This is a genomic window from Simplicispira sp. GW247-4R2A (assembly GCF_059424465.1).
The window spans coordinates 1-21,512 of the sequence record NZ_JBWKZM010000011.1 but is presented as its reverse complement, the minus strand read 5'-3'; the positions used below and the strand labels follow the sequence as shown (position 1 = coordinate 21,512).

At 64.5% G+C, this 21,512-nt stretch carries 19 protein-coding genes; 7 read left to right on the top strand and 12 right to left on the bottom strand.

The window, feature by feature from the left end; all coding sequences use genetic code 11:
• The first annotated feature begins 16 nt into the window (after nucleotides 1-16).
• Together AC07ZH_RS09225 and AC07ZH_RS09220 are read left to right on the top strand one after the other, a co-directional pair.
• Nucleotides 17-1,762: a proline--tRNA ligase gene (locus AC07ZH_RS09225; protein ID WP_495199480.1), complete on the top strand. Its 1,746-nt coding sequence runs from the start codon at nucleotides 17-19 to the stop codon at nucleotides 1,760-1,762.
• On the top strand, nucleotides 1,759-2,403 hold the full coding sequence (locus AC07ZH_RS09220; protein WP_495199479.1) for a lytic transglycosylase domain-containing protein: 645 nt from the start codon (nucleotides 1,759-1,761) through the stop codon (nucleotides 2,401-2,403). The genes AC07ZH_RS09225 and AC07ZH_RS09220 overlap by 4 nt, the downstream gene beginning before the upstream one ends.
• Here the strand turns inward: AC07ZH_RS09220 and paeA are convergent.
• Nucleotides 2,400-3,713, bottom strand: coding sequence for a polyamine export protein PaeA (gene paeA, locus AC07ZH_RS09215; protein WP_119109111.1), 1,314 nt, complete (start codon nucleotides 3,711-3,713; stop codon nucleotides 2,400-2,402). The genes AC07ZH_RS09220 and paeA overlap by 4 nt on opposite strands.
• 172 nt (nucleotides 3,714-3,885) lie before the next feature.
• Between paeA and AC07ZH_RS09210 the strand changes: the two genes are divergently transcribed.
• Nucleotides 3,886-5,199 carry an IS4 family transposase gene (locus tag AC07ZH_RS09210; RefSeq protein WP_495199478.1) on the top strand — a complete coding sequence of 438 codons (1,314 nt, stop codon included), beginning with the start codon at nucleotides 3,886-3,888 and terminating at the stop codon, nucleotides 5,197-5,199.
• 47 nt (nucleotides 5,200-5,246) lie between these two features.
• Here the strand turns inward: AC07ZH_RS09210 and grxD are convergent, their stop codons facing one another.
• The 4 genes from grxD to hemA all read right to left on the bottom strand — a co-directional run bounded on the left by grxD (nucleotide 5,247) and on the right by hemA (nucleotide 9,008).
• Nucleotides 5,247-5,564 carry a Grx4 family monothiol glutaredoxin gene (gene grxD / locus AC07ZH_RS09205; protein WP_119109110.1) on the bottom strand — a complete coding sequence of 106 codons (318 nt, stop codon included), beginning with the start codon at nucleotides 5,562-5,564 and terminating at the stop codon, nucleotides 5,247-5,249.
• Between the two features lie 59 nt (nucleotides 5,565-5,623).
• Nucleotides 5,624-6,466 (bottom strand): peptide chain release factor N(5)-glutamine methyltransferase, encoded by an 843-nt coding sequence (gene prmC / locus AC07ZH_RS09200; RefSeq protein WP_495199477.1) that lies wholly within the window; start codon nucleotides 6,464-6,466, stop codon nucleotides 5,624-5,626.
• A 76-nt stretch (nucleotides 6,467-6,542) separates the two neighbouring features.
• Nucleotides 6,543-7,652, bottom strand: coding sequence for a peptide chain release factor 1 (gene prfA / locus AC07ZH_RS09195; protein WP_495199476.1), 1,110 nt, complete (start codon nucleotides 7,650-7,652; stop codon nucleotides 6,543-6,545).
• Between the two features lie 57 nt (nucleotides 7,653-7,709).
• Nucleotides 7,710-9,008: a glutamyl-tRNA reductase gene (gene hemA / locus AC07ZH_RS09190; protein WP_495199475.1), complete on the bottom strand. Its 1,299-nt coding sequence runs from the start codon at nucleotides 9,006-9,008 to the stop codon at nucleotides 7,710-7,712.
• 72 nt (nucleotides 9,009-9,080) lie between these two features.
• Between hemA and AC07ZH_RS09185 the strand changes: the two genes are divergently transcribed.
• On the top strand, nucleotides 9,081-9,359 hold the full coding sequence (locus AC07ZH_RS09185; RefSeq protein ID WP_495199474.1) for a hypothetical protein: 279 nt from the start codon (nucleotides 9,081-9,083) through the stop codon (nucleotides 9,357-9,359).
• 6 nt (nucleotides 9,360-9,365) lie between these two features.
• Here the strand turns inward: AC07ZH_RS09185 and ugpQ are convergent, their stop codons facing one another.
• The 5 genes from ugpQ to ugpB all read right to left on the bottom strand — a co-directional run bounded on the left by ugpQ (nucleotide 9,366) and on the right by ugpB (nucleotide 14,416).
• The gene (gene ugpQ, locus AC07ZH_RS09180) at nucleotides 9,366-10,106 is read right to left on the bottom strand and encodes a glycerophosphodiester phosphodiesterase (protein WP_495199473.1); all 741 of its coding nucleotides are present in this window, start codon (nucleotides 10,104-10,106) and stop codon (nucleotides 9,366-9,368) included.
• 107 nt (nucleotides 10,107-10,213) lie between these two features.
• A complete protein-coding gene (locus AC07ZH_RS09175) occupies nucleotides 10,214-11,221 on the bottom strand; it encodes a sn-glycerol-3-phosphate import ATP-binding protein UgpC (protein ID WP_495199472.1) in 1,008 nt (335 codons plus the stop codon).
• A gap of 62 nt (nucleotides 11,222-11,283) precedes the next feature.
• Nucleotides 11,284-12,135 carry a sn-glycerol-3-phosphate ABC transporter permease UgpE gene (gene ugpE / locus AC07ZH_RS09170; protein WP_119109105.1) on the bottom strand — a complete coding sequence of 284 codons (852 nt, stop codon included), beginning with the start codon at nucleotides 12,133-12,135 and terminating at the stop codon, nucleotides 11,284-11,286.
• Nucleotides 12,135-13,016 (bottom strand): sn-glycerol-3-phosphate ABC transporter permease UgpA, encoded by an 882-nt coding sequence (gene ugpA / locus AC07ZH_RS09165; RefSeq protein ID WP_119109104.1) that lies wholly within the window; start codon nucleotides 13,014-13,016, stop codon nucleotides 12,135-12,137. Before ugpA ends, ugpE begins: the two co-directional genes overlap by 1 nt.
• An 89-nt stretch (nucleotides 13,017-13,105) precedes the next feature.
• On the bottom strand, nucleotides 13,106-14,416 hold the full coding sequence (gene ugpB / locus AC07ZH_RS09160) for a sn-glycerol-3-phosphate ABC transporter substrate-binding protein UgpB (RefSeq protein WP_119109103.1): 1,311 nt from the start codon (nucleotides 14,414-14,416) through the stop codon (nucleotides 13,106-13,108).
• Between the two features lie 249 nt (nucleotides 14,417-14,665).
• Between ugpB and serA the strand changes: the two genes are divergently transcribed.
• The 3 genes from serA to AC07ZH_RS09145 all read left to right on the top strand — a co-directional run bounded on the left by serA (nucleotide 14,666) and on the right by AC07ZH_RS09145 (nucleotide 20,415).
• A complete protein-coding gene (serA, locus tag AC07ZH_RS09155; RefSeq protein WP_119109102.1) occupies nucleotides 14,666-15,904 on the top strand; it encodes a phosphoglycerate dehydrogenase in 1,239 nt (412 codons plus the stop codon).
• A gap of 147 nt (nucleotides 15,905-16,051) precedes the next feature.
• Nucleotides 16,052-19,963, top strand: coding sequence for a DUF3683 domain-containing protein (locus AC07ZH_RS09150; protein WP_495199471.1), 3,912 nt, complete (start codon nucleotides 16,052-16,054; stop codon nucleotides 19,961-19,963).
• Complete coding sequence (locus tag AC07ZH_RS09145; RefSeq protein WP_495199470.1) at nucleotides 19,960-20,415, top strand: HIT family protein; 456 nt, start codon at nucleotides 19,960-19,962, stop codon at nucleotides 20,413-20,415. Before AC07ZH_RS09150 ends, AC07ZH_RS09145 begins: the two co-directional genes overlap by 4 nt.
• Before the next feature lie 44 nt (nucleotides 20,416-20,459).
• Here AC07ZH_RS09145 and AC07ZH_RS09140 read toward each other — a convergent pair whose 3' ends face one another.
• Nucleotides 20,460-20,663 carry a PIN domain-containing protein gene (locus tag AC07ZH_RS09140; RefSeq protein ID WP_495199469.1) on the bottom strand — a complete coding sequence of 68 codons (204 nt, stop codon included), beginning with the start codon at nucleotides 20,661-20,663 and terminating at the stop codon, nucleotides 20,460-20,462.
• Between the two features lie 139 nt (nucleotides 20,664-20,802).
• A complete protein-coding gene (locus AC07ZH_RS09135) occupies nucleotides 20,803-21,423 on the bottom strand; it encodes a LysE family translocator (RefSeq protein WP_495199551.1) in 621 nt (206 codons plus the stop codon).
• Nucleotides 21,424-21,512: the final 89 nt, after the last annotated feature.

Genomic DNA, 21,512 nt, shown 5'->3' with positions numbered 1-21,512 from the left:
AGTCTGTAATGTTCCGATGAAAGCTTCTCAGTTCTTTATTTCCACGCTCAAGGAAGCGCCTGCCGACGCCGAAGTCGCCAGCCATCAGCTCATGACGCGCGCCGGCCTGATCAAGAAATTGGGCGCCGGCATATACACCTATATGCCTATGGGCTTGCGTGTGGTGCAGAAGGTCGAAGCCATCGTGCGCGAAGAAATGAACCGCGCGGGTGCCGTCGAGCTGAGCATGCCGGTGGTCCAACCTGCCGAGCTGTGGCAGGAGACCAAGCGCTTTGAGACCATGGGCCCCGAGTTGCTGCGCATTCAGGATCGGCACGGCCGCGACTATGTGGTGCAGCCCACCAGCGAAGAGGTGGTGACCGACATCGCCCGCCAGGAACTGCGCAGCTACAAGCAGCTGCCGCGCAACTTCTACCAGATTCAGACCAAATTCCGTGACGAGCGCCGTCCGCGCTTTGGCCTGATGCGTGGGCGCGAGTTCACCATGAAAGACGCCTACAGCTTTGACCGCGATGTGGATGCGGCCAAGGCGAGCTACCAAGTCATGGCCCAGGCCTATCGGCGCATCTTCGATCGTTTCGGGCTGCGCTACCGCGCGGTGGCGGCCGACAGCGGCGCTATTGGCGGCGATTTGAGCGAAGAGTTCCAGGTGATTGCCGCTACCGGCGAGGACGCCATCGTCTATTGCCCCGGCAGCGAGTACGCCGCCAACATGGAAAAGGCCGAGGCACTGGCGCCAGCGGGGCCGCGCCCCGCACCCGCCCATTCCATGGCCAAAACACCAACGCCGGGCAAAGCCACCTGCGCCGATGTGGCTGCGCTGCTGAACCTACCGCTGCAGAACACCGTGAAATCGCTGGTGCTGGCGACCGACGAGACGAACCAGGCCGGCGAAATCGTCCGCAGCCAGGTCTGGCTGCTGTTGCTGCGCGGTGACCACGACATGAATGAGATCAAGGTGGGCAAGCTGCCGGGTCTCGACGCGGGCTTCCGCTTTGCCACGCTGGCCGAGATCAAGGCGCATTTCGGCTGTGAGCCGGGCTACCTGGGACCTATCGGGCTGCTGCAGCCCGTGCGCGTGGTGGTGGACCGCGAAGTGGCGGTGATGGCAGACTGGGTGTGTGGCGCCAATACGCCCGATTTTCACTGGACCGGCGTCAACTGGGGGCGCGACCTGCCCGAGCCCGAACTGGTGGCCGATATTCGCAACGTCGTGGCGGGCGATGCTTCGCCCGACGGCGCTGGGCCATTGGCCATCGAGCGTGGCATCGAGGTCGGCCATGTGTTCTATCTGGGGACGAAGTACAGCCGCGCCATGAACGCCACCTTCCTGGGCGAAGACGGCAAGCCTGCGTTTTTCGAAATGGGCTGCTACGGCATCGGCATCACCCGCCTGCCGGCGGCGGCCATTGAGCAGAACCACGACGAGCGCGGCATCATCTGGCCCGACGCGATTGCGCCATTCACCGTGGTGCTGTGTGCGATCACGCCCGACCGGTTTCCTGAAGTCAAAGTGGCGGCGGAGCAGTTGTACGCCCAACTGCTTGCGGCGGGCGTTGACGTCATCCTCGATGACCGTGGCGAGCGCCCCGGCGCCATGTTTGCCGATTGGGAGCTGATTGGCGTGCCGCACCGCGTGACAATTGGTGACCGGGGCCTCAAGGAGGGCCTTGTCGAATACCAGCACCGGCGCGATACTGGCGCGACCAAAATTGCCCTCACAGACATCCTGGCCCACCTGAAGGGCCAATTGAGCAAATGACTACGGGAGTCACACGCCGCAACTGCCTGGCGGCGGCGCTGCCTGCGCTGGTGCCGCTGGGCTGGGCTGCGCCCGGTGTGGCGCATGCTGGTGGCCAGGTAGAAGAGCCCTTGATGGATTCGGTGCGCAGCGCGCTGAGTGCCGCAGTTGCCAACGAGGCGCCGCCCGAGCCGCTCTTTGGCAGCACGCAGGAGCGTATCTTGTATGTGCGCTGGCTCGCCACCATGAGCGATCGCCTGCGTCGGCGCAAGCTCGATTGGGAAGTGCGGCGCGATTTTCTGCAGACCGCCTGGTACGAAAGCCGCCGCGCCGGCCTGGATGTGGCGCTGGTGCTGGGCCTGATTCAGGTCGAGAGCGCATTTCGCAAGTACGCTGTCTCCAGCGTCGGGGCGCGCGGCTACATGCAGGTCATGCCGTTCTGGACGCGCTTGATTGGCGACGGCGACCCGTCCAAGCTGTTCCAGATGCAGACCAACCTGCGCTTTGGCTGCGTCATCCTGCGCCACTACCTGGACCGAGAACAAGGCGATCTGTACATGACGCTAGGGCGCTACAACGGCAGCCGCGGGCGCTCGCCGTATCCCAACGCCGTGTTCTCTGCCCAGCGCAACTGGCAGTTCGACGGTCGCCTCGCGGGCTAATCGGCGGCGACCGCACCTGGTGCGCTGCCGGAGGGCACGCGCGAGACCATGACCTGGTCGATGCGGTAGCTGTCCACGTCCAGCACCTCAAACTTGTAGCCGCCCCACAGCACGCTGTCGGTGCGGCGCGGCACGCGGCGCAGCATCACCATCAGAAACCCGGCCAGGGTCTCGTATTCGGAATCGTGCGGCAGTTCGTCCAGGCTGAGCGCATGGCACACGTCTTCGATGGGCGTGATGCCGTCGATGAGCCAGGAATCCTGGTCGCGCCGCACGATCTGCTCTTCGTCAAACGGCGATACCAGGTCGCCCATCACCGTGCTCATCACGTCGTTGAGCGTGACCACGCCCACCACCAGGCTGTATTCGTTGACGATGACGGCGAAATCCTCGTGCGCCTGCTGGAACTGTTCGAGCACCTCCGAGAGCGTCAGCCGGTCCGGCACGATCAGCACCTTGCGCACCAGGCTGTCGTCGGCAAGCGAAATCGGCTGGTTGTTGAGCACCCGCTGGAACAGGTCTTTGGCGTCCACGTAGCCCACCACGTGGTCGATGTCGCCTTCGCAGACCGGGTAGGTGGAAAACGGCTCGGCGGCGATGCGCAGGCGGATCACGGCATCCGCGTCATCGCGGCGGAAAAACGCCACGCGCTCGCGCTGCGACATGGCGCTGGAGACGGTGCGTGTATCGAGCTCGAACACATTGGTGATGACCTGCTGCTCGCGCGCCGCCAGCACACCGGCGCGCGCGCCGGCCTCCATCATGGCGAGCACGTCGTCCGAGGTGATGCGGTCGTCGCGCAGCGAAGACAGGCCCATCAGGCGAAACAGCCCGTCAGCGCTGCGGCTGTAGAGCCACACCAGCGGCTTGAGGAGGGCCATGCACAGCGACATCGGCCGCATAAGGCGCACGGCCATCGGCTCGGGGTCCGCCATGCCCAGACGCTTGGGGACCAGGTCGGCAAACAGGATGAAGAGCGAGGTCACCAGCAGGAAAGAGGCGGCAAACCCCAGGTTCTGCGCCGTTGCCTCGGGCAGCCAGCGAGCCAAAAGGGCGCCAAATCCCGGGCTCAGGGCGCTCTCGCCCACGATACCGCCCAGGATCGCCACCGCGTTTTGCCCGATCTGCACCACGGTGAAGTAGTCGCCCGGTTGCTCTTGCAGGCGCAGGACGCGTTCGGCGCGTGCGTCGCCGTCGTCGGCCAATTGGCGCAGCCGCAGGCGCCTTGAGGCGGCCAGAGAAATCTCTGCCGCCGAGAAGAATGCGCTGGCAGCGATCAAGAGGGCGATGAAAAAAAGGTCTTGCAGCATGGAGCACGAGCGCCTTAGGCGGGTATCCGAGTTTAGGCGGCAAGCGGGTGTCCCGGCCGCATTGCGCTGCGGGCACAAAAAAGCCGCCCGCAGGCCAATGCCAGTCAGTTAAGACGGCAGCTTGCCCCGGGCAGGTAAAAAGGGAGCATGTTCGTCATGCTCCCTTTTTCGTTTGACTTCCGTACTGCAAAAATCCCTGGATGAGACCTTGGCGGCGTTGCCCGCTAACGCCATGACCGAGTTGGGCACGCTGATTGATCCACAGTGGATCGAGCAAGCGCTGCATGCCAGCGGCAAAGCATCTATACGTCGTCGCAAGCTGCCCGCAGATCACGCCATCTGGCTGGTCATTGGTCTGGCCTTGTTTCGTCACATGCCCATGTGGCAGGTGGTGCAGGAGATGGCCTTAACCCTTGAGGGGCAAGAGTTACCGGCTCCCAGCAGCAGCGTGCAGGCTCGCCAGCGGCTGGGCTCGCAACCCTTGGAGCACTTGTTTGCACTGCTCACGCAGGCCTGGGCAAGATCGCATCCCGTGCATGAAGATCGCTTGCGTGTGCTGGCCGTCGATGGGGTGGTCTGGTCTGCGCCCGACAGTGCAGACAACCGCCAGGTGCTGGGAAGCGGCAAGACACAGTACGGCCCCCAGCCCTGGCCCATGGTTCGGGCCGTATGCCTGCTGGACACAGATAGCCACGAACTTCTGGATGCGCAACTGGGTGACTACACCCAAGGAGAATTGACACTGGCCGCCCGATTGCGCGGCCTGGATCACTCCATCACCTTGTTTGACCGCGCGTATTTCTCGGCGTCGTTCCTGCTCAACTGGCAGGGCGCAGGCGAGCAACGCCACTGGCTCATGCGGGCCAGAGACAACTTGCGCCATGAGGTTGTGCAATGTCTGGGCGCGGGCGACTGGTTGATTCGCATGCCCATCTCGCAAAGTGCCAGGAAACTTTGCCCCGAACTGCCAAGCCACTGGCAAGCGCGCCTGATCCAGACCGAGGTGCAAGGCAAGACCAGACGCTTCATCACCTCAATGCTTGACCCCGAACGCTTTGGCGCATCGCAACTGGCACAGATGTATTGCCAGCGCTGGGAGATTGAGCTTGGCTTTCGTGAGATCAAGCAGTCGCTGCAACAGGGCGCAGGCGTGCTGCGCAGCAAGCAGCCGGAGTTGGTCAAACAGGAGGTCTGGGGCGTATTGATTGCGCATACTTTGCTCAGGCGCTGGATGCGCCTGATGGCCCAGCATGTGAAGGTCGAGCCTGTACGCATCAGCTTGCACACAGCCAAGCATGCCATCATTGGCGCACTGAACACCGTGCATTTGGCACGCACTGGAGCACTGCCCCAACACCTGCAGCTGCTGCTTGAGCAAGCCCGTTACTTTGTGCTCCCCCCTCGTCGTTCAGGGCGAAGCTTCCCCCGCGAGGTCAAGCGCTCTCGCAGCAAGTTCCCAACAAAGAAAATGCCAGTCAGGGCTTAACTGACTGGCATTGGCCCGCAGGCGGCTTGCTCGGGGTGTGCGGTCGCTCAGCGGGCCAGCGTCTGCTTGAGTTCGCCCGATTCGTACATCTCCATCATGATGTCCGAGCCGCCAATGAATTCGCCTTTGACGTACAGCTGCGGAATCGTGGGCCACTGGCTGTAGTCCTTGATGCCCTGGCGGATTTCGTCGTCGTCGAGCACGTTGACCGTGGTGATGTCCTTGGGGTCTATGTCGCAGGCCTTCAGGATCTGGATGGCGCGGCCGGAAAAACCGCACATCGGGAAGCTGGCCGTGCCCTTCATGAACAAAAGCACGTTGCTGGATTTGACGAGATCGTCGATGCGTTTCTGGGTGTCGCTCATGGGGGCTCCAAGATAGTGGCCGCGTGGGGCCGGTGGGGGTAGCGGTGATCGGGGGGGGATTATTTCACTCTCGGGCGTCTTGCGCCCGAGCAACGCCCTATGCCGGCCAGGTCATTGCGGGTTTGCACCTCTGTGAAGCCTTGGGCGCGCAAGAGCGTTTGCACCGCCTCGGCCTGGTCCCAGCCGTGCTCCAGCAGCAGCCAGCCGCCGGGCGCGAGGTGGGCGGGTGCTGCCCCAGTGATGGCGCGCAGATCGCGCAGGCCGTCGGCGCCCGCCACCAGGGCGGCCAGGGGTTCGTGCCGCAAAGCGGGCAGGTGGGGGTCGTGCTCGGCAATGTAGGGGGGGTTCGAGACGATCAGATCAAAAGGGCCTGGCACCGCGCTGAACCAGTCGGACTGGGCGAACTGCACCGGCAGGCGCACCCGCTCGGCGTTGGCGCGGGCCACGGCCAGGGCGTCTGCGCTGGCGTCCACGGCGAGCACGGTGGCATCTGGGCGCGCATGCGCGAGCGCCAGGGCGATGGCGCCGCTGCCCGTGCCCAGGTCCAGCACGCGGGGCGCTGGGCGCCCGGCCAGGCACTCCAGCGCCCAGTCCACCAGGGTTTCGGTGTCGGGCCGGGGGTCGAGCACGCGTGCGTCCACCTGCAGGTCGAGGCCGTAAAAGCCCTTGTGCCCAGTGAGGTAGGCCACGGGCTCTCCGGCGACCCGGCGTGCGCACAAGGCAAAAAGTCGCTCGCTTTGGGCACTGCTTAGCGCATCGTCCCCATGGGTGATCAGCCAGGCACGCCCGCTGTCCGGCTGGCCCAGCACGTGCAGCAGCAGCCATTGGGCGTCCATGCGCTCCAGGCCCTGCGCCTGCGCCCAGGTCAGCGCGGAAGTGACAGTGTTTGCTATATTTTGCATAGCTGTTAGCGCTTATGGGTAAAGCGCTAGAGCCCTATTTCATTCAAATTTCTGGTGCCGCACGCAGGCAGCAGGCCTACAGCGCGCCGATCTCGAATTCTTCCAGCAGCTCGGCCTCGCGGGCGTGCGCCAGCGCCTGCAGCACATCGCCCAAGTCGCCCTCCATCACCGCCAGCAGCTTGTACAGCGTGAGGTTGATGCGGTGGTCGGTCAAGCGCCCTTGCGGGAAGTTGTAGGTGCGGATGCGATCGCTCCGGTCGCCGCTGCCGATCAGGCCCTTGCGCTCGGCGGCTTCCTTGGCGGCGCGCTCGCTGCGCTCCTTTTCCTGGATGCGTGCCTGCAGCACCTGCAGCGCCTTGGCCTTGTTGGCGTGCTGGCTGCGGCCGTCCTGGCATTCGGCAACGATGCCGGTGGGCAGGTGCACCACGCGCACGGCCGAATCGGTCTTGTTGATGTGCTGGCCCCCGGCGCCGCTGGCGCGGAAGGTGTCGATGCGCAGGTCGGCCGGGTTGAGTTTGACGGCTTCATGCTCGTCCGGCTCGGGCATGACGGCCACCGTGCAGGCGCTGGTGTGGATGCGGCCCTGGGTTTCGGTGGCGGGCACGCGCTGCACGCGGTGGCCGCCGGATTCAAAGCGCAGCGTGCCGTACACGCCCGCGCCGCCGGGGCCGCTGCCGTCCGGGCCTTCGATGCGCAGCACGATTTCCTTGTAGCCGCCGAGCTCGGACGGGCTCTCGCTGACCACTTCCACGCGCCAGCCCAGGGTGGTGGCGTAGCGCGTGTACATGCGGGCCAGGTCGCCGGCAAACAGTGCCGACTCATCGCCGCCAGTGCCGGCGCGGATTTCCATAAAGGCGTTGCGTGCGTCGTCGGGGTCTTTGGGCAGCAGCAGGCGTTGCAACTCGGCCTTCAGCACGGGCATTTCGGCTTCGGCAGCGGCAATCTCGTCCTGCGCCAGTTCGGCCATGTCGGGGTCGTCCAGCAGGCCGCGCGCCGATGCCAGGTCCGCCTCGCACTGGCGGTAGCGGGCAAAGCGGCCGGCAATCTGCGTCACCTCGGCGTGCTCGCGCGAGAGCGTGCGGTACTGGCCCATGTCGGCCATGATGTCCTCGCGCGAAAGCAAGAAGTCGAGCTCCTCCATGCGCCGGGCATAGCGTTCGAGCTGGTTCCTGAGAAATGTTTGCATGCGCGAAAGATCGTTTAGCTACCTAAAAGATAGCTATAAGCGTAGGCTCAATGAGCGCTACAAGGAGGTTTTGCTTTGAGAGCGCAGAAACAGGCGCGAAGCGGTGCGCGCTGTTTGATCGCGCGCCTCGGCATCGCTGGCGCGCAGCTCGGCCATGGTGCCGTGCAGCATCTTGCGCGAGAGGCCGCGCGCGAGCGCCTCCAGCACCGCGTCCACGTCCTCGCCACGGGCCAGCCGATGGCGGGCGCGGGCCAGTTCGATGGCGCGCCACTGGTCGGTCTGTTCCTGAATCTGCCGGATCAGCGGCACCACGCCATGCTGTGGGTCGCGCTGGTCCATCCAGTGCATGAAGCTTTGCACGCCGGCGTCGATGATCACTTCGGCCTGCTCGACGGCGGCTTGGCGGCTGGCCTGCGCCGTTTGCACCACGCTGGCCAGGTCGTCCACGGTGTAGAGGTAGACGTCGCGCAGGGCTTTGACTTCGGGTTCGATGTCGCGCGGCACGGCCAAATCCACCATGAACATGGGGCGGTGGCGGCGCTTTTTGAGCGCGCGCTCGACCGCGCCCAGGCCCACGATGGGCAGCGTGCTGGCGGTGCAGCTGACGACGATGTCGAATTCGTGCAGGCGCTCGGGCAGGTCGGCCAGGCGCAGCACCTCGGCGCCAAAGCGCGCGGCCAGGCGCTCACCGCGCTCCAGCGTGCGGTTGGCGATGGCGATGGATTGCGGGTTGCGCGCAGCGAAATGCGTGGCGGTGAGCTCGACCATTTCGCCGGCACCGACAAAAAGCACCTTGGTTTTGCCCAGGTCTTCGAAGATCTGGCTGGCCAGGCGCACGGCGGCGGCGGCCATGCTGATGCTGTGGGCGCCGATTTCGGTGGAGGTGCGCACTTCCTTGGCGACGGCAAAGCTGCGCTGGAACAACTGGTTGAGCGTGGAGCCCAGGGCGCCCGCGCTCTCGGCAGCGCGCACCGCATCTTTCATCTGCCCCAGAATTTGCGGCTCGCCCAGCACCATGGAATCGAGCCCGCTGGCCACTCGGAACGCGTGGCGGGCGGCCGGGCCGTCTTCCAGCACGTAGGAGTGCGAGCGCAGCAGGTCGGCGCTGACGCCGCCGCTCTGCGCCAGCCAGCCCAGGGTGTGGTCCAGTGCAATCTGGTCACCGGCGCAATACACCTCGGTGCGGTTGCAGGTGGAAATGATCGCCGATTCGATGCCGCGATGCGGATTGGAGGCCCCCAGGGCCGAGCGCAAACCCTGCAGCGTGGGTGCGATCTGGTCAAGCGCAAACGCAAAACGGCCACGCAAATCGATTGGCGCGGTGTTGTGGTTGATGCCCAGGGCCCAGACAGACATGGCGCGATTATAAAATCGCCGGCCCTTCAACGCCTAACAACCTGCGCAAGTGTCTTGACTTGCGTCATGTTCATGGATTTCGCCTCCGCCACCAACCACCTGTTGAATTTCTTTTTGCCGGCTTGGTGCCTGCCCGTGCTGCTGTGGCCGATGGCCCGCCTTGCCTTCGGCCGGCCCGCTGGCGCGCCCCGCTGGTGGCTGCAGTGGCTGGTGCAGGCCGCAGTGTGTTCCGCTGTGCTGTTGGTGGGGCTGTGGGCAGGGGGGCGCGACGGCAAGATGCTGACCTATGCCGCCTTGGTGCTGGCCAGCGCGAGCACCCAATGGCTGCTGGTGCGCGGCTGGCGGCGTTGACATCCGTCAGGCTGCCGGGCTGAACAAGTCCACCCGGTCGGTGATGAGGCCGTCGGTGCCCAGCGCGAGCAGCGCATCGGCGGCCGCAGCGTCGTTCACCGTGTAGCTCAGCGCGCGCATGCCCAGTCCGTGGGTGCGCGCCACCAGCGCGGCATCCCACAGGGTGTACTTGCACACCAGTGCTGTGCAGCCCAGTTGCCGTGCCTGCTCGATACACCCTTCCCACAGGCTGTCGAGCAGCAGGGCGCGGGGCACATGGGGCGCGGCCTCGCGCGCGCCGGCAAGGGATTCGGGCCGGAAGGATGAGAGCAGCGGCGGCACCTTCGCACCGGCCCAGAGCTGGGCGGCCTGCGCGGCGACCACACGGCCAGTCTCCCGTTCCTGGCCTGGTGTGGGTTTGATTTCGATGTTCAGAAAAAATTGGTTCGCAAGGCAGTAGCGCGCCACGCTTTCCAGCGTGGGCAGCGGCTCACCGGCCCAGGCGCGGCCATGCCAACTGCCGGCGTCGCGCCGGGCGAGGTCGGCAAAGTCGAATTCGCCCGCGGTGCCGGCGCCGTCGGTGGTGCGCTCCAGCGTGCTGTCGTGCAGCAGGAAAGGAATGCCGTCACGGCTCAACTTGGCGTCGCACTCGAACATGCGGTAACCGTATTGCGCACCCAGCCGGAACGCCGCCAGGGTGTTTTCAGGAGCAAGCTTGCCGGCGCCCCGGTGGGCGATCCAGCGCGGATAGGGCCAGGGTGTCGTCATCTTGGTGCTGCTTTCATTCATTGCTCTGCGTACTTTGAAGCTGGGGTGGCCAATGCCAGTGGCCGCCGCGCAAGGGCCGCCCCGCCGCGAAGCGCCTCAGGGGGATGTCACTTTCTCTTCCCGCTGGCGGCATCGAAAGCGTGGATACGGTCGGCGCGCGGCGTGACGTGGATGCGGCTGCCGGGCGCGGGCGCGTGGCGGCCTTCTTCCACGCGTACGATCAACCCTTCGCCGTTGAGGCGCCCATAAATCAGGCGCTCGGCGCCCAGCAGCTCCACGGTCTCGACTTCCACGTCCCATCCGCCCTCGGTGGTCACGTCAAGGTGTTCGGGCCGGATGCCCAGCAGCGTGCCGGGGCGGGCACCCGGCGCGTGCTGCAGCAAATTCATCGGCGGCGAGCCGATGAAGCTGGCGACAAAGGTGCTGGCTGGGCGGTGGTAGACCTCTTCGGGTGTGCCGAACTGCTCCATGTTGCCGGCGTTCATCACGATCATGCGCTGCGCCAACGTCATGGCCTCGACCTGGTCGTGCGTGACGAACAGGCTGGTGATGCCCAGTTCGCGGTGCAGTTTTTGAATTTCGAGCCGGGTCTGCGCGCGCAGCTTGGCGTCCAGGTTGGAGAGCGGTTCGTCGAACAAGAACACCTGCGGCTGGCGCACGATGGCGCGGCCCATGGCCACGCGCTGGCGTTGGCCGCCCGAGAGTTCGCGGGGCTTCCTCTCCAGCAGGTGGCCGAGTTCGAGAATTTTGGCCGCCTTGTCGACGCGGGTCTTGATCTCGTCCTTGGGCACCTTGGCGATTTTCAAACCGTAGGCCATGTTGTCGAACACGCTCATGTGGGGGTACAGCGCGTAGTTCTGGAACACCATGGCGATGTCGCGCTTGGCGGGCTCCAGGTTGTTGACCACCTTGTCGCCAATGAGGATGTCGCCGCCGGTGACTTCCTCCAGCCCGGCGACCATGCGCAGCAGCGTGGATTTGCCGCAGCCCGATGGCCCGACGATGACGACGAACTCGCGGTCGTGGATGTCGGCGTTGACGCCGTGGATCACCTGGTTGGCCTTGGGCCCCTGGCCGTAGCGCTTGACGATGTTGCGGAGCGTGATGGATGCCATTGTGCTATTTATTTGGAAGCTACTTGCGCTTTATGGGTAAGCGCTAGAGGCCAATTTGACCATTATTTTTCGGTGTCCACCAAGCCCTTGACGAACCACTTCTGCATCAGCACCACCACAAAGGCCGGTGGCAGCATGGCGAGAATGGCGGTGGCCATGACGATGTTCCAGTCGTTCGCTGCGTCGCCTCCGGCGATCATGCGTTTGATGCCGATCACCACCGGGTACATGTCCTCGCTGGTGGTGGCCAGCAGCGGCCACAGGTACTGGTTCCAGCCGTAGATGAACTGGATGACGAACAGCGCCGCAATCGACGTGGCCGAGAGCGGCACCAGCACGTCCTTGAAGAAGCGCATCGGGCCCGCGCCGTCCATGCGTGCCGCTTCCACCAGTTCGTCAGGGACGGTCAGGAAGAATTGCCGGAACAGGAAGGTGGCCGTGGCCGAGGCGATCAGCGGCACCGTCAGGCCCGCATAGCTGTTGAGCATGCCCAGGTCGGAGACCACCTGGTAGGTCGGGCCGATGCGCACTTCCACCGGCAGCATCAGCGTGACGAAAATGGCCCAGAAGCACAACTGCTTGAACGGAAAGCGGAAATACACCACGGCAAACGCCGAGAGCAGCGAGATGGAGATCTTGCCCACGGTGATGACCATGGCGCTGACAAAGCTCACCCACATCATGCGGGCCACCGGCGCCGTCGAGCCCGCGCCGTCGCCGCCGCCGAGCAGGGCGGTTTTGTAGGTGTCCCACAGGTGGCTGCCGGGCAGCAGCGGCATGGGCGCCTGGACGATTTCCTGGGCGGTGTGGCTGGACGCCACAAATGCCAGGTACAGCGGGAAGGCGACGATGGCCACGCCCAGCAGCATGACGGCGTGCGAGAGCACGCTCAGAAAGGGATTGCGTTCAACCATCAGTACTGGACTTTCTTCTCGACGTAGTGGAACTGCACCACGGTCAGCGCGACGACGATCGCCATCAGCACCACCGACTGCGCCGCCGAGCCGCCCAGGTCGAGTGCCTTGAAGCCGTCGTAGTACACCTTGTAGACCAGAATGGCCGTGTCGCGCCCTGGGCCGCCCTGGGTGGTGGCGTCGACGATGGCGAAGGTGTCGAAGAAGGCGTACACCATGTTGATCACCAGCAGGAAGAACGTGGTCGGCGTGAGCAGCGGAAACTGGATGCTCCAGAAGCGCCGCCAGGGGCCTGCGCCGTCCATGGCCGCGGCCTCGATCAGCGATTTGGGGATCGATTGCAGGCCGGCCAGAAAGAACAGGAAGTTGTACGAAATCTGCTTCCACACGGCCGCCATGACGATGAGCGTGAGCGCATGCGCCGAGTTGAGCAGATGGTTCCAGTGGATACCGACATGCTCCAGCGCATACGCCACCACCCCCAGCGTGGGCGAGAACATGAACACCCACAGCACCCCGGCCACGGCGGGCGCCACGGCATACGGCAGGATCAGAAAGGTCTTGTAAAACATGGCGCCGCGCACGATGCGGTCGGCAAAGATGGCCAGCAGCAGCGAGATGCCGATGCCCAGCGTGGCCACCAGCAGCGAGAACCAGGCCGTGGTCTTGAACGACTCAAGGTACGCCGGGTCGTTGAACAGCTCGCGGAAATTCTGCAGCCCCACCCATTCGGTCGAGGTGCCAAACGCGTCCTGCACCTGCATCGACTGCAGCAGGGCCTGGCTGGCCGGCCAGAAAAAGAACACGATGATCACCGCCAGTTGCGGTGTCAGCAGCACCCAGGGCAGCCAGCCCGAGCGAAAAAGTACGCGTTTTTCCATGAATCCGGTGTCAATGCAACGACCCGCCGCGCTGCGGCTTGCAGTGCGGCGGGCCGAGAGGTTGGAAGCGGGCGCGAACGCCCGCTGGCTCAGGTTTTGTTGGCCTTCTGGAAGCGCTCAAGCTGCTCGTTGCCGCGTTTGACAGCGGTGTCCAGGGCCTCTTTGGCGCTCTTCTTGCCGGCCCAGATCTGCTCGGTTTCCTCGTCGATGATGGTGCGGATCTGGTTGAAGTTGCCCAGGCGGATGCCGCGCGACTTGTCGGTGGTCTTGCGGATCATCTGCGTCACGGCCACGTCGGTGCCCGGATGCGCCTTGTAGAAGCCCGATTTTTCGGTCAGCTCAAAGGCCGCCATGGTGATGGGCAGGTAGCCGGTGCGCATGTGGCTGTCGGACTGCACCTTGGCGTTCGAGAGGAACGAGAAGAAGTCCGCCACGCCTTTGTAGTGCGCAGGCGGCTTGCCCGACATCACCCACAGGCTGGCGCCGCCGATGATGGTGTTCTGCGGTGCGCCGGCCACATCCGGGTAGTAGGGCAGTTGGCTGATGCCGTAGGCAAACTTGGCTTCCTTGCTGACGCGGGCGTACAGGCCAGACGAGCCGGTCATCATGGCGCACTCCCCCGAGGGGAACGAGACGTCGGGCGCATTGGCGCGGCCCTTGTAGACGAACAGGCCCTGCTTGGCCATGTTGGCCAGGTTCTCGAAGTGGCGAACATGCAGCGGCGAGTTGAACGCCAGGCGCGCGTCGGTGCCGCCAAAGCCGTTGTTCTTGGTGGCGAACAAGGTGTTGTGCCAGGTCGAGAAGCTCTCAAGCTGGGTCCAGCTGATCCAGCTCGTGGTGAAGGGGCATTTTTCGCCATTGGCCTTGAGCTTGGCGGCGGCAGCGACCACTTCGGGCCAGGTGGCGGGCGCTTTCTCAGGATCGAGACCGGCTGCCTTGAACTTGTCCTTGTTGTAGTAGAAAACCGTGGTCGAGCTGTTGAATGGGAAGCTCAGCATTTGCCCATTGGGCGCGGTGTAGTACCCGGCGACGGCAGGGATGTAGGCCTTGGGGTCGAACTTGACCTTGGCCTGCTTCATGACTTCGCCCACGGGCACGATCGCTTTCTTGGCCGCCATCATGGTGGCGGTACCCACTTCGTACACCTGCAGGATATCGGGTGCATTGCCGGCGCGGAAGGCCGCAATGGCGGCGGTCATGTTCTCGTCGTAGGTGCCCTTGAACGTAGGCACCACCTTGTACTCGGTCTGGCTGGCGTTGTATTCCTTGGCCAGGTCGTTGACCCATTCGCCTAACGGCCCGCTCATCGCGTGCCACCACTGGATTTCGGTCTGGGCCTGGGCAGCGGTGCTGGCCATGGCGGCCAGGGCGGCGCAGGCGGCGAGCGATCGGTAGTTCATGAAAGGGTCTCCTTGCTGGGGTGAAAACGCTGATCCTGGCTTGCTTGTGTGACCATTGCGTGTCGCAGCCCGGAACCACCTTGCTTTTTAACCAGCGTTTGCTTGTTGGAATAGGCGGGTTAACCCCGTGGCTGTGTCTCGCATATTCCCTGGATGCAGGTAGTGCCAGCCGCGCAAAAACTTTCATGTTGCGACGCAACATGTTACGGTTCCGGCTTCCTTTCACTCGCCGGCCTGACCCGTTGACCCATGAGCGCTGCTGCCCCCACTTCCCTCGATAAAAGCAAGATCAAGTTTCTGTTGCTCGAAGGCCTGCACCCCTCCGGCCTGCAGGTGCTGCGCAATGCCGGCTATGAGCAAATCGATGCGGTGTCTGGCGCGTTGCCGCAAGAGGAACTCATCAAGCGCATTGCCGACGTGCATTTCATCGGCATCCGTTCGCGCACCCAGTTGACGGCCGAGGTGTTGTCGCATGCCCACAAGCTCGTTGCGATCGGGTGCTTCTGCATCGGCACCAACCAGGTGGACCTGAACGCGGCGCGCGAGCGTGGCATTGCGGTGTTCAACGCGCCGTATTCCAACACCCGCTCCGTGGCCGAGCTGGTGCTGGCCGAGGCCATTTTGCTGCTGCGCGGCATTCCGGCACGCAATGCGGCCGCGCACCGTGGCGGCTGGCTCAAGTCGGCCGACAACGCGTTCGAGACGCGCGGCAAGACGCTGGGTATCGTCGGCTACGGCGCCATTGGCTCGCAGCTCTCGGTGCTGGCCGAGTCGCTCGGCATGCATGTGATTTTTCACGACGTGATCGCCAAGCTGCCGCTGGGCAATGCGCGCCAGGTCGGCAGTTTGACGGAGCTGCTGGGCGCGAGCGATGTGGTCAGCCTGCACGTGCCCGAACTGCCGTCCACGAAATGGATGATCGGCGCCAAGGAAATCGCCGCGCTCAAGCCCGGCGCGATCTTCATCAACGCTGCACGCGGCACCGTGGTCGAGATCGAACCCCTCGCCGAGGCCTTGCGCGCCGGGCGCCTGCTGGGCGCGGCAGTTGATGTGTTCCCGGTCGAGCCGCGCAGCAACAAGGAAGAATTCGCCAGCCCCCTGCGCGGCCTGGACAACGTCATCCTGACACCGCATATCGGCGGCTCCACGCTCGAAGCACAGGCCAACATCGGCGTCGAGGTAGCCGAAAAGCTGGTGCGCTACAGCGACAACGGCACCTCCATCAGCTCGGTCAATTTCCCCGAAGTGGCGCTGCCACCGCAGCGCGGCACGCACCGCATCCTGCACGTGCACCGCAACGTGCCGGGGGTGATGTCCGAGATCAACCGCGTCTTTGCCGAGAACCACATCAACGTCGCCGCCCAGTACCTGCAGACCAACGAAGCCATTGGCTATGTGGTGATGGATATCGATGCCGCTTCGTCCGAGCTGGCGCTGCAAAAGCTCCAGCAGGTGCCCAACACGCTGCGATGCCGCGTGCTGTTCTAAAAGCATTCCGCGCCAGGCGGCGCGCCGAGAGCTGACTCTAAACGCGCATTTCACGTGGAAAGCGCGTTTAGGCGCTGCGTCTTTAAAATCGCGGGTTCCCGGGCGCCTGTGTGCCCACAGGCTGCCACCCACCCCAGGTTCCCCCGAATGAATGCTCCCACCGCGTTGGCCACCTTGATGGCGCAACCCCCTCAGCCCGTGCGTCTGCGCGAGATTCCCTACAACTACACCAGCTTCTCCGACCGCGAGATCGTCATCCGCCTGCTGGGCAGCCGCGCCTGGGACACGCTGCTGCAACTGCGGCGCGAGCGCGACACCGGCCGCTCGGCGCGCATGCTCTACGAGGTGCTGGGCGACATGTGGGTGGTGCAGCGCAACCCCTATCTGCAAGACGACCTGCTGGGCAGCCGCGAGCGGCGCAAGCAACTGGTGCAGGCGCTCGACCACCGCCTCTCTGAAGTGCACAAGCGCCGCCAGCCCGATGCCGCGCCCGAGCGCGACGCGCTGGTGGGCGAGCTGCTCGCTGCGGCGACTGCTGCCGTGCGGCGGTTTGACGCCTCGTTTGACGCCGCAGCCCAGCTGCGCCGCGCCGCCCGACGCACGCTCTCGCGGCTGACGGCCAAGGACAACATCAAGTTCGATGCGCTCTCGCGCGTCAGCCATGTGACGGATGCGACCGACTGGCGCGTCGAATACCCCTTTGTCGTGCTTACCCCCGACACCGAGGCCGAAATGGCCGGCCTGGTCAAAGGCTGCATCGAACTGGGCCTGACCATCGTCCCGCGCGGTGGCGGCACCGGCTACACCGGCGGCGCCATTCCGCTGACCGACAAGAGCGCCGTCATCAACACCGAAAAGCTCGAAGCCATGACGGCGGTGGAAATGCGCGCGCTGCCGGGCGTGGTGGGCGAGGTCGCCACCGTCTGGACGGAGGCCGGTGTCGTCACGCAGCGCGTGGCGGACGCCGCTGAGGCGGCGGGATTCGTGTTTGCCGTGGACCCGACCAGCGCCGAAGCCTCCTGCGTCGGTGGCAACGTCGCCATGAACGCCGGCGGCAAGAAGGCCGTGCTCTGGGGCACGGCGCTGGACAACCTGGCGAGCTGGCGCATGGTGACGCCCGACGCGCAGTGGCTGGAAGTGACCCGCATCGCCCACAACCTGGGCAAGATTCACGACGCCGAAGTGGCCAGCTTCGAGCTGAACTACTTCGAGGCCGACGGCAAGACGCCCGTGCGCAGCGAGCGCCTCGACATCCCCGGCAAGCGCTTTCGCACCGAAGGCCTGGGCAAGGACGTGACCGACAAGTTCCTCGCGGGCCTGCCGGGCATTCAGAAAGAGGGCTGCGACGGCCTGATTACCAGCTGCCGCTGGATCGTGCACCGCATGCCGGTGCACACGCGCACCGTGTGCCTGGAGTTCTTTGGGAACGCCAAGGACGCCGTGCCCAGCATCGTCGAGATCAAGGATTTCATGTTCGCCGAGCAAAAGCGCTCGGGCGTGGTGCTGGCCGGCCTGGAGCACCTGGACGACCGCTATTTGAAGGCGGTGGGCTACGCCACCAAATCCAAGCGCTCTGGCCTGCCCAAGATGGCGCTGTTTGGCGACATCGCCGGCGACGACGCCGACGCGGTGGCGCGCGTCACCAGCGAGGTGGTGCGCATTGCCAATTCGCGCAGCGGCGAAGGCTTCATCGCCATCAGCGCCGAGGCGCGCAAGAAGTTCTGGGCCGACCGCAAGCGCACCGCGGCCATCAGCCGGCACACCAACGCCTTCAAGATCAACGAAGACGTGGTGATCCCGCTGCCGCGCATGGCCGAGTACACCGACGGCATCGAGCGCATCAACATCGAGCTCTCGCTGCAGAACAAACTGGCGCTGTGCGATGCGCTGGAGGATTTTTTTGCCCGCGGCCAACTGCCGCTGGGCGCGGCCGGCCAGGACGCGGGCGACGCGCTTTCGCCCGAGACGCTGCAGGAGCGCGTGAACGAGGCGCTGGACGTGGTGCAGCAAGCGCGCACGCTGTGGAGCCAGTGGTTGCAGGGCGTGGAGGCGCTGTTTCCGCAGTTGCAAGCCCACAGCCTGCGGGCGAGCTGGAAGACGCAGATCCTCGCACCTCTGCGCGGCATTTTTGCCGGCGACGCCTTGGCCCCCATCCTGGCCGAGTGCATCGCCATCCACCAGCGCGTGCTCAAGGGGCGCGTGTGGGTGGCCCTGCACATGCACGCCGGCGACGGCAACGTGCACACCAACATCCCCGTCAACAGCGACGACTATCGGATGCTGCAGACCGCGCACGCCGCCGTGGGCCGCATCATGCGGCTGGCACGCAGCCTGGGCGGGGTGATCTCCGGCGAGCACGGCATTGGCATCACCAAGCTCGAATACCTGAGCGACGAAGAGCTCGCGCCCTTTGCCGACTACAAGCGGCGCGTGGACCCACAGGGCCGCTTCAACAAGGGAAAATTGCTACGTAATCAGGAGCTATCAGCGCTTACTGGTCAAGCGCTGGAGGCCGATTTTGTAGCAAATCTGCGCTCGGCCGACCTGACCCACGCCTACACCCCGAGCTTCGGCCTGATGGGGCACGAATCGCTCATCATGCAGCAGAGCGACATCGGCGCCATTGCCGATTCGGTCAAGGACTGCCTGCGCTGCGGCAAGTGCAAACCGGTCTGCGCGACGCACGTGCCGCGCGCCAACCTGCTGTACTCCCCGCGCAACAAAATCCTCGCCACCTCGCTGCTGGTCGAGGCGTTCCTGTACGAAGAGCAAACCCGCCGCGGCATCAGCATCCGCCACTGGCAGGAGTTCGAGGACGTGGCCGACCACTGCACCGTCTGCCACAAATGCCTCTCGCCCTGCCCGGTGAAGATCGACTTTGGCGATGTGACGATGAACATGCGCAACCTGTTGCGCAAGATGGGCAAGAAGAGCTGGCGCCCCGGCAACGCACTGGCCATGACCATGCTCAACGCCACCAGCCCCGAGAAAATCAAGCTGCTGCGTGCCGGCATGGTGGGCGTGGGCTTCAAGGCGCAGCGCATCGCCGTCGATCTGCTGCACAAAGTCAGCCGCAAGCAGACCGCGCACCCGCCCGCCACCGTGGGACCGGCGCCAGTCAAAGAGCAGGTGATCCACTTCATCAACAAGAAGCTGCCCGGCGGCCTGCCCACCAAGACGGCGCGCGCCCTGCTCGACATCGAAGACAAGGACTACGTCCCCATCATCCGCAACCCGCAGGCCACCACGGCCAGCAGCGAGGCGGTGTTCTACTTCCCCGGCTGCGGCTCCGAGCGGCTGTTCAGCCAGGTGGGCCTGGCCACGCAGGCCATGCTCTGGCACGCTGGCGTGCAGACCGTGCTGCCACCGGGCTATTTGTGCTGCGGCTACCCGCAGCGCGGCAGCGGCCAGTTCGACAAGGCCGAGAAGATGATCACCGACAACCGGGTGCTGTTCCACCGAGTGGCGACCACGTTGAACTACCTGGACATCCAGACGGTGGTGGTCAGCTGCGGCACCTGCTACGACCAGCTGCAGGGCTACGAATTCGACAAGATCTTCCCTGGTAGCCGCATCATCGACATCCACGAATACCTGCTGGAAAAGGGCATTACCTTGCCAGCCGGGCAGGGCGGCTACCTCTACCACGAGCCCTGCCACAACCCCATGAAGCTGGGCGACTCGATGAAAACCGTCAAGGCGCTGGTGGGCGACAACGTCATCAAGAGCGATCGCTGCTGCGGCGAATCGGGCACGCTGGGCGTCACCCGCCCCGACATCTCGACCCAGGTGCGCTTTCGCAAGGAAGAGGAAATCAAGAAGGGCGAGGCACTGCTGCGCGCCAACGGCAGCGTGGCGCCGCAGGCCAATGTGAAGATTCTGACCAGCTGCCCGAGCTGCCTGCAAGGCCTCAAGCGCTACGAGGACGACTTGCAGAACGGCCTGCTGGAGGCCGACTACATCGTGATTGAAATGGCCAAACAGATTCTGGGTGAGAACTGGCTTCCCGAATACGTGCAGCGCGCCAACAGCGGCGGTATCGAAAGGGTGCTGGTATGAGCCAATCGTCTTTTGGCTGTGCTCTGTGCGCGCAGGATGGCGGCAGCCTGGTGTGGCACAGCGCCAGATTGCGCGTGGTGCACGTCGAAGAAGAGGGCTTCCCCGGCTACTACCGCGTGATCTGGAACGCGCATGTCGCCGAGTTTTCCGACCTCTCGGCCGAAGAGCGCGCCGAATGCATGGACGCGGTGGTCTGCGTCGAACGTGCGCTCATCGAACACCTGGCGCCCGCCAAGGTCAACCTCGCCGCCCTCGGCAACCAGGTGCCGCACTTGCACTGGCACGTGATCGCACGGTTTGACTGGGACACGCACTTCCCGAACGCCTTCTGGGGCGAGCCGCAGCGCGCCCCAGACCACGACAAGGAGGCGGCGGCTCGCACGCACCTCGACGCCGTCAACGCGCAGATACGAGGGTATCTGGCAAAGGGTGAGGCGCCGCAGGAAGGTTGACGGGCGTTCCCGGCCAAGCGCAAGGCAAGCTCAGGGGAGCGTCACTACCTCACGCGTGCCTTCGCTGGCCATACGCGAAGTGCGCAGTGCTGGGCCGCATACGGGAAGTCGTTGTCTGTGGTCAGGAGCGTCAGATCGTGCCGGATGGCGAGTTGGGCAAGCAAGGCATCAATGGTCTCTACCTGAATGCAACATGCGTTTCGCAGGGCCGCAGCGCCGATGTACGCCCTGCCGAGCGACGCGTGCATGGACGAGGCGTAACCACCGCCGCCAGCGACGGGCGGAGCACGATTTGCGAGCTGGTTTGGGAATGGCGCATCGCTGATTCGCGTGATGCCCAACATTGGAGCTCAGCGGGCCAAGTGCCTATCTGGTGGAGGTGAAGGGTTAGGCCTGCCTGCGGTAAAGGGCGAGAGAGCCGGCCAGAGCCAGCAATGCTCCGCCACTGGCTCGCTCAAGCCACAGCGCACCCTTGCCCCGAAGCACCTTGACCGCCTGAGCGCCTGCAGCGGCATAGGCCAGCATGACCGAAAAATCGATGGAAGCGAACGTAACGGCGAGCGTAGCGTACTGCGGCCACTGCGGCTCGGTGAGGACAATGAACTGTGGCAAGAACGCTGAGAAGAAGAGATAGCCCTTCGGATTTGTGACTGCAACCAAGAAGCTGCGGAGGAACACAGTGCGACCGGAGGACCGGGAAGGTTGATTTTCTGGAAGTGCCAAGCTGCCTGTGGAACGCAGCAAGCGTAAGCCGAGGTAGGCCAGATAGGCTGCACCGAGCCATTTGACTACTGAGAACCAGAACTCCGAGGCGGCGAGAAGTGCGCCCAGGCCGATGCCTACGGCAGAAATGAGAACGAAGTCCGACAGCACCGCACCAAACAAGCCGGGCACAGAAGCTCGGACGCCCAATTTCGAACCGTTAGTCAAGGCGAGGAGCACGGTCGGGCCTGGTGTAGCAATACCGATGAATGCAACCAGAGCGAAGAGGATGAGCGATTCGGGCATGGGCAGGCCTAAGGATGCTCTGCTTAAAGCGACTTTGAGTGTGCTGATGGCTCCCAGTTGAGCCAATTTGCAGAATGGGCGCGTGGCGC

Excerpts from the sequence above, each read along its gene's own strand:
- AC07ZH_RS09225 (WP_495199480.1), top strand. The coding sequence starts at position 17 with ATGAAAGCTTCTCAGTTCTTTATTTCCACGCTCAAGGAAGCGCCTGCC.
- AC07ZH_RS09220 (WP_495199479.1), top strand. The coding sequence starts at position 1,759 with ATGACTACGGGAGTCACACGCCGCAACTGCCTGGCGGCGGCGCTGCCT.
- paeA (WP_119109111.1), bottom strand. The coding sequence starts at position 3,713 with ATGCTGCAAGACCTTTTTTTCATCGCCCTCTTGATCGCTGCCAGCGCA.
- grxD (WP_119109110.1), bottom strand. The coding sequence starts at position 5,564 with ATGAGCGACACCCAGAAACGCATCGACGATCTCGTCAAATCCAGCAAC.
- prmC (WP_495199477.1), bottom strand. The coding sequence starts at position 6,466 with ATGCAAAATATAGCAAACACTGTCACTTCCGCGCTGACCTGGGCGCAG.
- prfA (WP_495199476.1), bottom strand. The coding sequence starts at position 7,652 with ATGCAAACATTTCTCAGGAACCAGCTCGAACGCTATGCCCGGCGCATG.
- hemA (WP_495199475.1), bottom strand. The coding sequence starts at position 9,008 with ATGTCTGTCTGGGCCCTGGGCATCAACCACAACACCGCGCCAATCGAT.
- AC07ZH_RS09185 (WP_495199474.1), top strand. The coding sequence starts at position 9,081 with ATGGATTTCGCCTCCGCCACCAACCACCTGTTGAATTTCTTTTTGCCG.
- ugpQ (WP_495199473.1), bottom strand. The coding sequence starts at position 10,106 with ATGACGACACCCTGGCCCTATCCGCGCTGGATCGCCCACCGGGGCGCC.
- AC07ZH_RS09175 (WP_495199472.1), bottom strand. The coding sequence starts at position 11,221 with ATGGCATCCATCACGCTCCGCAACATCGTCAAGCGCTACGGCCAGGGG.
- ugpE (WP_119109105.1), bottom strand. The coding sequence starts at position 12,135 with ATGGTTGAACGCAATCCCTTTCTGAGCGTGCTCTCGCACGCCGTCATG.
- ugpA (WP_119109104.1), bottom strand. The coding sequence starts at position 13,016 with ATGGAAAAACGCGTACTTTTTCGCTCGGGCTGGCTGCCCTGGGTGCTG.
- ugpB (WP_119109103.1), bottom strand. The coding sequence starts at position 14,416 with ATGAACTACCGATCGCTCGCCGCCTGCGCCGCCCTGGCCGCCATGGCC.
- serA (WP_119109102.1), top strand. The coding sequence starts at position 14,666 with ATGAGCGCTGCTGCCCCCACTTCCCTCGATAAAAGCAAGATCAAGTTT.
- AC07ZH_RS09150 (WP_495199471.1), top strand. The coding sequence starts at position 16,052 with ATGAATGCTCCCACCGCGTTGGCCACCTTGATGGCGCAACCCCCTCAG.
- AC07ZH_RS09145 (WP_495199470.1), top strand. The coding sequence starts at position 19,960 with ATGAGCCAATCGTCTTTTGGCTGTGCTCTGTGCGCGCAGGATGGCGGC.
- AC07ZH_RS09140 (WP_495199469.1), bottom strand. The coding sequence starts at position 20,663 with ATGCACGCGTCGCTCGGCAGGGCGTACATCGGCGCTGCGGCCCTGCGA.
- AC07ZH_RS09135 (WP_495199551.1), bottom strand. The coding sequence starts at position 21,423 with ATGCCCGAATCGCTCATCCTCTTCGCTCTGGTTGCATTCATCGGTATT.